Annotated in this window: 9 protein-coding genes and 1 pseudogene; 5 read left to right on the top strand and 5 right to left on the bottom strand. The window is 39.5% G+C overall.

Translation table 11 applies throughout. The features are described 5' to 3' along the window. Positions 1 to 561 precede the first annotated feature (561 nt). Complete coding sequence (locus tag KSU66_RS20680) at positions 562 to 1,077, bottom strand: D-glycero-alpha-D-manno-heptose-1,7-bisphosphate 7-phosphatase (RefSeq protein WP_269053345.1); 516 nt, start codon at positions 1,075 to 1,077, stop codon at positions 562 to 564. A 366-nt stretch (positions 1,078 to 1,443) separates the two neighbouring features. Between KSU66_RS20680 and KSU66_RS20675 the strand changes: the two genes are divergently transcribed. Both KSU66_RS20675 and KSU66_RS20670 read left to right on the top strand, forming a co-directional pair. Beyond that, positions 1,444 to 2,850, top strand: a complete 1,407-nt coding sequence (locus KSU66_RS20675) for an MDR family MFS transporter (protein WP_269053344.1) — start codon at positions 1,444 to 1,446, stop codon at positions 2,848 to 2,850. 503 nt (positions 2,851 to 3,353) lie between these two features. Further along, positions 3,354 to 3,569: pseudogene (locus tag KSU66_RS20670) on the top strand (hypothetical protein); the annotation flags it as partial. A 293-nt stretch (positions 3,570 to 3,862) separates the two neighbouring features. On the opposite strand, the gene KSU66_RS20665 reads toward KSU66_RS20670, so the two are convergent. Both KSU66_RS20665 and KSU66_RS20660 read right to left on the bottom strand, forming a co-directional pair. After that, positions 3,863 to 4,678, bottom strand: coding sequence for a ZIP family metal transporter (locus tag KSU66_RS20665; protein WP_269053343.1), 816 nt, complete (start codon positions 4,676 to 4,678; stop codon positions 3,863 to 3,865). A 263-nt stretch (positions 4,679 to 4,941) separates the two neighbouring features. Then, positions 4,942 to 6,651, bottom strand: a complete 1,710-nt coding sequence (locus KSU66_RS20660; protein ID WP_269053342.1) for a sigma-54-dependent Fis family transcriptional regulator — start codon at positions 6,649 to 6,651, stop codon at positions 4,942 to 4,944. Between the two features lie 266 nt (positions 6,652 to 6,917). On the opposite strand from KSU66_RS20660, the gene fdhA reads away from it, so the two are divergent. Continuing rightward, the gene (gene fdhA / locus KSU66_RS20655) at positions 6,918 to 8,198 is read left to right on the top strand and encodes a formaldehyde dehydrogenase, glutathione-independent (RefSeq protein WP_269053341.1); all 1,281 of its coding nucleotides are present in this window, start codon (positions 6,918 to 6,920) and stop codon (positions 8,196 to 8,198) included. Between the two features lie 154 nt (positions 8,199 to 8,352). After that, on the top strand, positions 8,353 to 9,192 hold the full coding sequence (locus KSU66_RS20650) for an MIP/aquaporin family protein (RefSeq protein WP_269053340.1): 840 nt from the start codon (positions 8,353 to 8,355) through the stop codon (positions 9,190 to 9,192). 268 nt (positions 9,193 to 9,460) lie between these two features. Here KSU66_RS20650 and KSU66_RS20645 read toward each other — a convergent pair whose 3' ends face one another. Together KSU66_RS20645 and KSU66_RS20640 are read right to left on the bottom strand one after the other, a co-directional pair. Then, positions 9,461 to 9,895: a YugN family protein gene (locus KSU66_RS20645; RefSeq protein WP_269053339.1), complete on the bottom strand. Its 435-nt coding sequence runs from the start codon at positions 9,893 to 9,895 to the stop codon at positions 9,461 to 9,463. Positions 9,896 to 10,239: 344 nt separating this feature from the next. Continuing rightward, positions 10,240 to 10,548, bottom strand: a complete 309-nt coding sequence (locus KSU66_RS20640) for a DUF3243 domain-containing protein (RefSeq protein ID WP_269053338.1) — start codon at positions 10,546 to 10,548, stop codon at positions 10,240 to 10,242. An 818-nt stretch (positions 10,549 to 11,366) separates the two neighbouring features. Here KSU66_RS20640 and uvsE point away from each other — a divergent pair. Next, positions 11,367 to 12,329, top strand: coding sequence for a UV DNA damage repair endonuclease UvsE (gene uvsE, locus KSU66_RS20635; RefSeq protein ID WP_269053337.1), 963 nt, complete (start codon positions 11,367 to 11,369; stop codon positions 12,327 to 12,329). The last annotated feature ends 14 nt before the right edge of the window (positions 12,330 to 12,343 follow it).

The following is a 12,343-nucleotide window of genomic DNA, read 5'->3' as shown; positions in this document are numbered from 1 at the left end:
ATTTTATATTTTTCAGCTAACCGTTTATATCCAAGTAGTCCCGCTAGATATTCACGCACAATCATTACTTTAAATTCATCACTATATTTAGCCATAATAAAACACCCCAAAAGTTAGTTTTTAACTCTAACTTTTGGGGTGCACTACATAATGAGTAGTCACTTTTTCCATTCAGAATTTTAAAAAGTGCCAACCTTTCCATTCTTCATTTTCCACTTCTTTTATCATTTTTTTGTAGCAACCAAATGATTAACAAGAAAAATAAAGCAAATATGATTCTGAAAAGTAGATTTAGCATGACATTATATTGATTAAAAAAATCAAATGACATAATGAAAGTTAATAAAAAACCTATTATAAAAACAATTATATATCGAAGTACTACACTCACCTCATTTTCCCACTTTACTCAATCCGCATCCAAGGATTTTATTCGACATAAAACAGGGAGATTCATCAAGCATTTAACGACCAATTCCAATTTAGAAGTATATCCATTATGATTGATAAATGAAGATACTTCCAACCTTAACAAGTAATACATTACTCCGTATTTTTATTTTAAACACAAATCCATTTTGCTGCGCTCAGGAGATCTGGGAACGTGGCGTCCGCAAGCGGATCACTTTTTCCAATGAACACCGCTTTCGTTCCTGCCTTTTTCCCTGCCAAGATATCCGTGTCTGTATCCCCGACCATGTAAGAAGAGGTAAGTTCCACGTCATACTTTTTAGCTAGATCTTCAATTAGCTTGCTGTTCGGCTTCCTGCATCCGCAACCTGCTTTCGGTTTATGCGGACAGTATGCAACGTCTTCAATTATTGCCCCTTCTTTCCGAAGCTCGTCCATCATATGGGCATGTATCGCCTGTAACTGCGATTCCTTCATAAAGCCTAAACCTACACCGCCTTGATTGGTAACAACAAACACATAGTCGAATAATTTATTCAGCCGGCGGATTGCTTCCGCCACGCCAGGTAAAAAATACAGCTGGTCTGGATGATTTACAAACTTTACTCGGTCAGTCAGCACCTCATTAATCACACCATCACGATCTAGAAAGACAGCTTTTTTCACGAATAATCATTCCTTATTTTCATTTTAAGACTTAGTATGTACACATTGCCTGTCGTAATTCACGTTGGGTATCATCGTGTTTTTTCAGGACATACGCCTTGCGTTCCAGGCTTTGGCGTATCAATTTTGTTGTACTAGTGCATAATACATTTATGGCATTTCATCAGATTGTTTCGTTATGCGATGTGCGAACTGCTATACCAATTATTGCCGCATCTAGTATGAAATCTGAATAATCTATACCTATTTCAGACAATCAATTTGGGGTCTAGTAGAATAACCACTAAAATGTGAGAAGTGTCAGGTTCGAATTGAATTCCGATTTGTTCGGGGACCAAGTAACTAAAACGAGGTGGTTAACAGATAATGGGAAATCCGCAAACGTTTGAACTCAAAAAGAATATTCCACTGATGGCTGTTTTATTATCCGGTGCATTCATTACAATTTTAAATCAAACCCTTCTTGCAACAGCCCTGCCGCCAATCATGAAGGATCTCCACGTTACAGAAAGTACAGTTCAGTGGCTGCAGTCGATTTTCATGCTCGTCAACGGAATTATGATTCCAATCACAGCATTTTTAATCGGAAAATATACAACACGGAAATTATTTATTACAGCTATGAGTATATTCGCCTTTGGTACATTCATCGCCGCAATTTCCCCTAATTTCCCGATTTTATTACTAGGTCGGGTTTTTCAAGGAGCAGGTGCGGGGATTATGATGCCACTCTTGCAAACGATTATGTTCCTACTCTTCCCCATTGAACAACGGGGAAAAGCGATGGGCATGTATGGCCTTGTCATTGCATTTGGACCGGCAATTGGTCCGACCCTATCCGGATATCTTGTGGATCACTTCGCATGGAAAAGCATTTTTTATGTTGTCCTACCAATTGCGCTCATAATTATCATTGCAGCCTTCTTTTTGCTAAAAAATGTGACGGAACTAACCAATCCAAAGATGGATTCCTTGTCCATTGTTCTCTCGACACTTGGTTTCGGCGGACTCCTTTACGGCTTCAGTATTGCCGGTAACACGGGGTGGCTTCATTTGAACGTTGGCATAACCATTGTAGTCGGAGCTATTTCACTCTTATTATTTATTCAGCGACAATTGAAATTGGATGAGCCTATCCTCGAATTCCGGGTATTTAAATATATGGTGTTCACGTTGGCCACTGGACTCGGCATGATTGTATTCGCCTCCATGATTGCAACAACCGTGATTTTACCAATTTTCATGCAGAATCTACTTGGATTCAACGCCTTTCATTCGGGCCTGATGCTCTTGCCAGGTGCCATCGTAATGGGCATTATGAACCCAGTGTCGGGAACATTGTTCGATAAATATGGAGCAAAATGGCTGTTGCGCGCTGGATTTTTCATCCTTACAGTGACAACATTTATGTTTGCAAACCTATCCGAAGAAACAAGTTTCACGTATTTAGCAGTCTTGAATGCCGTTCGGATGCTCGGCATTGCTATGGTCATGATGCCATCTACAACGCTAGGGTTAAATCAGTTACCAAATCACCTAATAGCTCACGGAACCGCCATGAACAATACGTTCCGTCAGATTTCTGGTGCAATTGGGACTGCGGTTCTCGTCGCTATCACGATAACAGCGGCGATAGGTGACGACTCGGTTGCAGGTGCCATCCACGGGGTCAATGTAGCCTTCCATGTCGCAGGATACATCGCATTCTTCGGACTTCTGTTGTCATTTGCAATTAGGGATTCGAAGCCGAACCAAAGCTCGTCGGAAGCGTAACGCAAAAAGTCGGCCGCGCTTTTTGAGTATGGACACTGAAACAGTCCTAAAGGGATTTCAATATCCCAGTTGCCTGTGCACCACACAATTATTTTGGGATGGCCTTCTCATTACCACTTACTCCTGGTACATTTAGCAGTTCTTCCAGCATCCCGTAAAACAATTGCTCTTTGATGAAATTCGAGTCTTTATCCAACCACTACTTTGGTTTCGCGTAGCATTATGCCATCAATCAAGGCGTAAGGTGAACTATCCTGGAAATCTATTCTGACAGCCTTCGAAGGCCAATGTCGACGTAGCCCACTAATATGTGAACCTAATTTAAGATGCCTGCGCAAGATACTATTTCGTTCACCCAAATATTCGCGTTTAATCAAACAACCAGGAATGTTGATCACACCCCACATTAATCGACAAGCTGAATTGTTAGAGGCACAACTGAAAACATTTTAGGTATAATTAGTGTTTCAGACATGATTCGAGAGACAAAAAAAATGTCGATAGAAAATCTAGAAAAACTGCCTCTTACAATGAAGTTAAGTCGAAAGGCTTTGACGATTATCAAACAAAATATATGGTTTTCGTTAATTGTAAAAGCCGTAGCTCTGATATTTATCTTCCCGGGCTGGTTAACCTTATGGATGGCTGTCTTAAGCGACACTGGTGCCGCACTAATCGTTATTTTAAATTCACTTCGTCTTTTAAGGATCAAAGAATGAACAGTTATATAGTTAGATGAATAGCAAGGAAATCCAATTTGGATAGTATCTTTTTAAATTGGAAAAGACTCCGACATGTCTAACGTCGGAGTCTTTTTGTATTTTACGGTTATTCAGTTACTTCGTTACGGATCATCGGTAAATGCACAAATTCCCGTATAAAAGCTGAAAAATCTTCCTTTAGCGAACGGATTATTGCATGTCGTCGCCTGTACCGGAAAGGCAAACATATCGCCCATTCCCCATCATGTCTCAAGAACATGGATAAAATTATTGGAATCGCCTTTAGTTCTTTATCCGAACGCCACATCCAATGTCATCATTACTGTAAATCCGATCATTAAGCAGACTGATGCCAGATCCTTATTTCCGTTTTCTTGAGAACCCGGAATAACCTCTTCTACTACAACAAAAATCATCGCTCCCGCTGCAAAACTTAAAGCGAATGGAAGAAGTGGTTCCATCGTCGTAACAGCCAGAACCCCTACCACGGCAGAAATAGGCTCAACCATTCCTGAGAACTGACCATATAAGAAGCTTTTTCGACGAGACATTCCATCTCTTCGTAAAGGCATTGATACAGCTGTACCCTCGGGAAAGTTCTGGATTCCTATACCAATCACCAAAGCAATCGCCGCGGGCAAAGTGGCAGACGGAAAACCTGCGGCTACAGCACCAAAAGCAACTCCAATTGCCAGTCCTTCAGGTATGTTGTGAAGTGTAATGGCAAGAACAAGAAGAGTGCTGCGTCGCTTATTTGCGGGATTTATTCCCTCTGCATCTTTCATTGGAGAAGTAGGATGCACGTGAGGAATGACCCCGTCAGCCGTCCACAGGAAAAATCCACCTAGTAAAAACCCAACAGCAGCAGGATACCAGGATGGAAAAGGACCAGTTTCCGCCATTTCAATTGCGGGTGAAAGCAACGACCAGAAACTCGCTGCAATCATAACGCCCCCTGCAAAACCAAGCATTCCGTCCATTAACTTTTGGTTGACCGTCTTAGTTGTAAATACTAAGGCTGCCCCAAGTGCGGTCATTCCCCAGGTGAATAGGGTTGCTATCAAAGCCTGCATTACCGGACTTAGCGTTGCAAAATAATCAATCATATTATTCCTCCACCTATATAAGTAATATTGACTGTTATTTACTGTGTCACTTTCTGTTTCAATTATAGTGTTATTGTATGTCCATAGTTTCGCTCACACAACATTTATTTCATCAATTTAAAACTACTGCTACTGGCATTTATTCTTCCAGTTTATTAATAAAAATAAAAGGCCTAAAATAACATTTGCCTATTTTGGATATAAAATAGCCGTTGGTCACTCCAATTCGGAGCAACTAACGGCTATTGCTTCATTTTTAATTTTTAGAACTCAATATTATATTCTTTTATTTTACGATAAAGCGTATTACGGCTAATTTGGAGCCGCTCCGCAGCTACACTTATATTCCCTTCAGCAATTCTTATATATTTCTCAATCACCAATTTTTCCGCGCTTTTTAATGGCTCTATGCCATCATTACTTTCTATGCTCGTGTAATCAGTTTCAATTTGGATATCTTCAGAACGGATCACTTTTCCTTCAGATAAAAAGGAAGCTTCTACAAGGACACTCATTAGTTCACGGATATTTCCAGGCCAAGTATGCAATAAAACCTTCTGCTTTGCTTCTTCTGAAAGCGTTAAGTTTGAATAACCTTTCTCCTCTAGTAAGCCAATTGCCAATTGTATTAGATCACTTCGTTTTCGAAGTGATGGAAGTGTTATTTGTATCCCTTTTATGCGGTAATATAAATCCGCACGAAAACGATTCTCTTTAACTTCTTCTAATAAATCTTTATTCGTTGCAGCGATAATCCTAACATCTATCCCTTTGCTTGTTGTACTACCAACAGGTGTAATTTCCTTCTCCTGCAATGCCCGGAGCAAGGTAACTTGCGCGCGGAGAGACATATCACCTATCTCATCTAGAAAAAGGGTGCCATTTTGAGCGGCTTCGAATTTTCCTTTCCTACCTTCTTGATTGGCACCCGTAAAAGACCCGCCAATATAGCCAAAAAGCTCACTTTCGATGAGGGATTCGGAAATCGCCCCACAGTTTACAGCAATAAAAGGTGAATGACTACGCAGGCTCGATGAATGGATTGATTGGGCAAACAATTCTTTACCTGTTCCAGTCTCCCCACTTAGTAGAATAGGGATATCAGTAATCGCAGCTTTTTCAGCCAGTTTTTTTACGCGTACGACACGGGGACAAGCACCTTTAACATCTGAAAATGTATGTAAGCGCTTTTCATCGTTCTTTTTTTGATGAATGGCTATTGACCGGCTAAACTTCCGGCAACTGCTTGTAATTGTTTCAATTATAAATTGGTCGTTATCATTTAGTTTTTGACCGATATTTTCTTGGCCTAAGATGGTTTTCGCTCGATTATTAGCACGTATTATACGATTTTCATTATCTAAGGAAAGGAATGGAACCGTGACATATTTATTAATACTAAACTCAAGCTCTTGAAGAGTAAGGCGGTGTTCTTTTTCCGAATGTTGAAGCGAAATTCTATTTCCAATGTCATCTGCTATAAGTTGAGTTAGTGAAAAAGTATAGGGGTGATATTTTTCTATTTTACCGCTAATATTAATGGCCCCAATCACTTCCCCCGAGGCTAAAAATATAGGGGAAGCAGCACATGTTAGAAATTGCGCCGATTCAATAAAATGCTGATTACCATGAACCCTAATAGGACTTTTCTCATGTAACGCAACCCCCATTGCATTCGTTCCCCTTGTGTTCTCTAGCCAATTTGCCCCCACTTGCATCTGTACTTCACGAGCTAGATTTTCATTTCCTAAAGTATAAATAATTGTCCCATGGCGATCAACAACAGAAACTATGTGGCCCATTTCTTTGAATACAGGATATAATTTCTCCAAAACAGGGATAGCAAAATGAGTGAGTTCTTGATTCTTTTTGAGTACTCCAAGAATTTGTTTATGATCTAAAACAATGCTGTCAATGAAATCCGAAGGTTTAAGTCCATACATTTCACAGCGCTTCCATGAATCTTTGATCATTTTCTCCTCAACCATACCCTCTTCTAGCAGGAATCTCACCTCTTATAATATTTTCTATGAACATTTACACGGATTATACTTTAGTAGTTTGACTGGTTGATAGTTTTTTAATCATTGTCCTCAAATTATACACTTAACTGCCACAAAATGAAACAATTCTAACTATTCTTTCTACCGAAATGCTAGTTTATAAGAGGTCATCGACTTGGCACGGTACTTGCAGATTACTAGAGTGCAAACACATACTACTATAGGGGGTAATGTTCATGTCAGGAAATAGTCAAGCCGTTGATAATCTTGTAGAAAAGCGGGTAGCTGAATACAAAGCTTCTGGAAATCGTGCTGTTGTGTATAAAGAACCAGGCAAGGTAGCGGTTGAAGATATTGGATATCCAGATTTGGTGTTACGAGATGGACCCGGGGTAAACCCGCTAAACGTCGGCCGCAAGTGCGAACACGGCGTTATTCTAAAAGTTGTTGCTACAAATATTTGCGGAAGTGATCAGCACATGGTGCGCGGAAGAACAACAGCACCAAGCGGTCTCGCATTAGGACATGAAATAACGGGAGAAGTCATTGAAGTTGGTCGGGATGTAGAATACATGAAAGTAGGAGATCTCGTCTCCGTACCTTTTAATATTGCTTGTGGTCGCTGTAGAAATTGTAAAGAACAAGACACGCATATTTGTGATAATGTAAATCCAGACCGTCCCGGATCCGCGTACGGTTATGTTGATATGGGCGGTTGGGTCGGCGGACAATCGGAGTATGTAATGGTTCCTTATGCTGACTTTCAATTATTAAAGTTTCCAGATAAAGATCAAGCAATGGACAAAATTCTTGACCTAGCTATGTTATCTGATATTTTTCCAACAGGATTCCACGGCGCATATAGTGCTGGTGTGAAAATCGGATCTACTGTCTATATAGCAGGGGCTGGACCTGTAGGATTAGCAGCGGCACATTCGGCACAATTACTAGGTGCCTCGTGTGTCATTGTGGGAGATATGATTGAAGAACGATTGGCCCAGGCAAGAAGTTTTGGCTGTGAAACAATTAACCTTAGCTTGCATGACGATATAGGAGAACAAATCGCACAGATTCTTGGAACGCCTGAAGTTGACTGTGCTGTTGACTGTGTCGGGTTTGAAGCGCATGGAAACGGCCCCGATCACGGAGAAGCACCGGCTGCTGTTCTTAACTCGATTATGGAAATTACACGCGCCGGAGGAAAATTGGGCATTCCAGGTTTGTACGTAACAGGAGATCCGGGAGCCGTTGATGCGGATGCCAAAATTGGTACATTGAAGATTCGAATGGGCCTAGGTTGGGCAAAAGCACATCATTTTGTTACTGGTCAAACACCTGTCATGAAATACCATGACTTTTTAATGAAATCAATCTTAAGCGGAAAAGCTCAAATTGCGAAAGCGGTAAATGCCACGCTTATTTCGATGGATGAAGCACCAAACGGATACGAAGTTTTTGATAAAGGCGCTGCGAAAAAGTTTGTTATCGATCCGCACGGAATGATTAAAAATAAATAACTAAACAAAGATTATAACATTCGCGGCACATCCTTCGAAAATCAAGAAGCAAGCCGCGGATGTTTTTTCATTTCCTATTTCAATGATTTTAGTGACGGAAGAAAGTTCGCGTTTTTTGGTGTTCTCTAATCTGCTTATTTAAGGGGGATTTCCTATGTCGGCATTTTTTGGCGAGTTAATTGGAACGATGATATTAGTAACTTTAGGTTGCGGTGTCGTTGCAGGCGTCGTGCTTAAGAAAACTAAATCACATGATTCTGGTTGGATTGTTATTACCATGGGCTTCGGGCTCGCTGTAGCAGTAGCTGTTTATGCAGTTGGAGGAATCAGTGGTGCCCATATTAATCCGGCGGTTACAGTAGGTTTAGCCGTGATTGGCGCTTTCCCTTGGGCAAGTGTTCCGTTATATATTTTGGCACAAGTTATTGGTGCTTTTATCGGGGCAGTCATCGTTTACTTTAATTATTTACCACACTGGAAGGAAACAAACAATAAAGATGAAAAACTAGTTATATTTTCAACTATTCCAGCTATTAGAAAGCCGCTTTCTAACTTGGTAAGTGAAATGATTGGCACATTCGTACTTGTCCTAGCGATACTGGCAATTGGCGCCAATGAATTTACCGAAGGGCTTAATCCACTAATCATTGGATTTCTCGTCATGTCCATCGGATTATCACTAGGAGGCACAACTGGTTTTGCGATTAACCCCGCGCGTGACTTAGGTCCAAGAATTGCCCACTTCTTCTTACCGATACCTGGCAAGGGACCATCTGATTGGAGTTACGCTTGGGTTCCAATTGTTGGTCCATTACTTGGTGGAGCATTTGGAGCTTTATTTTATCAACAAGTGTTTAGCGGAGTAAATACCGCGTCATTTTGGATTGTAGGTACGGTTTGTATAGTTGCAATTCTAGGGGCAAACTTTATGAATAAAGAACCTAAAAGTCAACTTCAAATAAGTACAGCTAAACCAATTGAAGAACATCAGTAAAATAATATGGGAGGAATTTATCGAATATTTTTAAACAAAAACCAGTCCAAACAGGAAATTTGGCAAGAATTGGACCATATCTTTGGGTCATGAAGGATATCAATGAATTCTTTTCAACTCCCTTCCCTGTCTTTTTAAATAAAGATTGATCAAAAACAGCTTACAAACCCCTATTTTTACGATAAATAAAAAAAGCAACCTACTACAGATACAAAACTCTGACGTTGGTTGCTTTTTCCAAATGAAAATACCCGCTTTTCCAAATGAATCAACTGGTTTGCAACAAATTCTGTGCATGCATACATTTCAAAAGATTCTCCACTGCGACTTCCCCCGCATGGATCCATCTGCTTTTATCGATAATTTTGCCGTCTGTATCAATTGGTTTTTGGAATTGACTAAAGCCGGTTGCATCCAATAGTGAACTTTCATCACGATCCAGACCGATATGCACAACATGCTTGATAACGTAAGGTGTTCCGAATTTAATGGTTGCTTCATAATGGTCAAGCTCGCCTTCCATCACCAAAAAAGGAATGCGGATATAGATGGTTTCGCCGCCTTCATTGCACAATATATGATCAAAGCATCCTTTGTGATAATCCCAGTTTCCGCCCAATTGATAACCGAGCTCCCGAATACAATCGTTCACAATACCGAAAGAGGCTATTTTTTCCTCGAGTTCCGTCTGCAGTTTCAACATAACATCTCCTCCTTTGAATTAATCCTTATTTAACATTCGCAAAATGAGTTGGTGGCATACCTTCCAAAAAAAGTTAAAATCGCATCAGGCTGATTAACAGTCACAGCCATTGACGTGATATGAGCATTTCTGCTATATCTCTTTACAAATATTTATGTACGAGCATGAGGGCTTTAACAGGCATTTAATTGTATCTGAGCTGGCTGCGCAATCGTGACTAACATATTCGTCCGTACAGGTAACGACTAAAAGAAAAAGCACCAATTTGTCAGTATATCACTAACAAATTTGGTGCAATTCATCTGTAGGCGAGTCCATTTTTAAGCCCCATAGCACTTAACGTACTAGGAGGCTTTTCTCACCATCTTAAGTAGCATATGCGCTAGTGTATGTTGTTCTTCTTTTGATCCTGAATTCCAAAGCTCCATTAAAATATTTTCTTCCCTATTCCGAGGATTTTCATGTTTGGCAAGATAATTTGCAACTATCTCTGTAGTTTTAGCAAGTTTCTCTTCACTCAATCCCATGTTCTCCCCCAACTCAACTTTTTCAGCAAGATACTGCTTAAACTGATTAAAATTCTCTAAAATTTCTTCTTTTGTTTCATCGCTAACCTTACCCAATTCTTTTTGTACCTTGTCCTTCATATCCATTAGAAATCATTCCTTTCTCTGTTTGAAACATTATTATGCGCCTATTACATATATTAAATACGAGAAAGTTATCCCCATTTATTCCATACTTTATCCTTAAACAAGTTTTGCTACATCCTGAATGACTGCAATTCATACGATTTTTTTGGACCCGATTTTCCCGCAACAGGTGCTTATATAGGGATATATACGATTTATCGTCTAATGTTGTTGAGCATAAAGGAATGGAGAAAAGATGACAAGGACAAGTAAGCCTTTAAAGGATTTTTCCAGTGCCCTCTTCATTCGTGCGGATACGATTACCAAGTGAGTAAGGCCAATTGTTGTAAACCATTAAACTTTTATACACCATCATCTTTCCCAATCCTTACGTTATGCAATAAAAAAGCACCCTTCTCAATTTAATGGGGAGAGCGCTTTTACAGTCATCTTACTTATTTGATTCATAATACTATTTCTTTCTCTAATTAGAAAGTTTCATGTAATTTTTTAATAAGCGTGTCAAAACCGTTCAACGCTATTCACGGACGATGAGCAATGCTAACTTAACTCCCTCCACCTTCCAATCATCAAACGCCGTGATAACATCTGCAATGCCAAGCACTACAATTATTTTGTATTTATGTATAATCACACATAAAAACCAAAATCCATCTCATAATAGAATTGTAAGTAAATCAAATCGAAGAACAACTAGTGGGTATCCTAAGCGGCAACTCTAGAGAAGAACCAATGCATTATGATTTAAACCGACTAAATATAAAGTATTGCAATGACAAGTACAGAACAACTGACTTGTGAATTTGGAGGTGGAAAATGTGATTGTACGTCTTGGTTATGTAGCAATGAGCATGGAATTAAAAAACGCATCTCCCTCACAAACCATGACTTTTACACAATTTCAGAAGATCAGGGATCGAGAAGCCGCTATCCGCAAATTGGAGCGCATCTCCATCTCGAATTTACAGAACACACTTCGAATTTTGATGCATAATGTAGGTTCTGAGATACATTTTTATCGTTTAACTTCTCGTCTTATCCCTCTGGCTAATCATGAAGAGTTGTATGATTGGAATTATATGAAGCCACTCCGAGAACTTTTACGTGAGATTGGGGATTTTGCTAGAGGAAACAAACTTAGAATTGATTTTCATCCAGATCATTTTGTTATTATTAATTCCATTAAGAAAGAGATTTTTAAAAATTCGATTCAAACCCTTAAGATGCATTATTTATTATTAAAAGGAATGGGAATAGATCCGGTTCATCGTTGTGTCTTGCATGTGGGAGGCAATTATAAAGATACAGAACTATCGCTTGAACGTTTTATAGATAATTGGATGGACGTTCCAAAATCGATTCAAAAAATGATAATGCTGGAAAATGACGATACATCTTTTACACTGGAGGATACTCTTTACTTATGTGACAAGCTGGATATTCCACTTGTATTTGATTATCACCATCACCTTGCCCACCATAAGAATCCCAATTGGCAAGCTCAGTGGGACCGTGTCATTCAAACATGGCGCCACTCTCCTCTTCCAATTAAAATGCATATTTCCAGCCCCAAAAGCCAAAAGGCATTTCGCCACCACGCTGATTATATCGACATAGATATGTTTTTTCAATTTTTAAATGAAATTAAAGGTAGCGTTTCTCAAATTGACTGTATAATAGAAGCAAAAGAAAAGGACAATGCCTTGTTTCAATTAATGGAAGAAATTAAAGTTAGGGATAATGTAAAAATAATAGATGGCTCTTCATTTCATATTAAATGAAAAGCAAAGCCAAC

This window comes from Sporosarcina sp. G11-34 (assembly GCF_026931025.1).
Note: the sequence above shows the minus strand (reverse complement) of the source record. Positions and strands in the feature narration are given on the sequence as shown.

Coding starts and splice junctions, on each gene's coding strand:
- KSU66_RS20675 (WP_269053344.1), top strand. CDS start 1,444: ATGGGAAATCCGCAAACGTTTGAACTCAAAAAGAATATTCCACTGATG.
- KSU66_RS20665 (WP_269053343.1), bottom strand. CDS start 4,678: ATGATTGATTATTTTGCAACGCTAAGTCCGGTAATGCAGGCTTTGATA.
- KSU66_RS20660 (WP_269053342.1), bottom strand. CDS start 6,651: ATGATCAAAGATTCATGGAAGCGCTGTGAAATGTATGGACTTAAACCT.
- fdhA (WP_269053341.1), top strand. CDS start 6,918: ATGTCAGGAAATAGTCAAGCCGTTGATAATCTTGTAGAAAAGCGGGTA.
- KSU66_RS20650 (WP_269053340.1), top strand. CDS start 8,353: ATGTCGGCATTTTTTGGCGAGTTAATTGGAACGATGATATTAGTAACT.
- KSU66_RS20645 (WP_269053339.1), bottom strand. CDS start 9,895: ATGTTGAAACTGCAGACGGAACTCGAGGAAAAAATAGCCTCTTTCGGT.
- KSU66_RS20640 (WP_269053338.1), bottom strand. CDS start 10,548: ATGGATATGAAGGACAAGGTACAAAAAGAATTGGGTAAGGTTAGCGAT.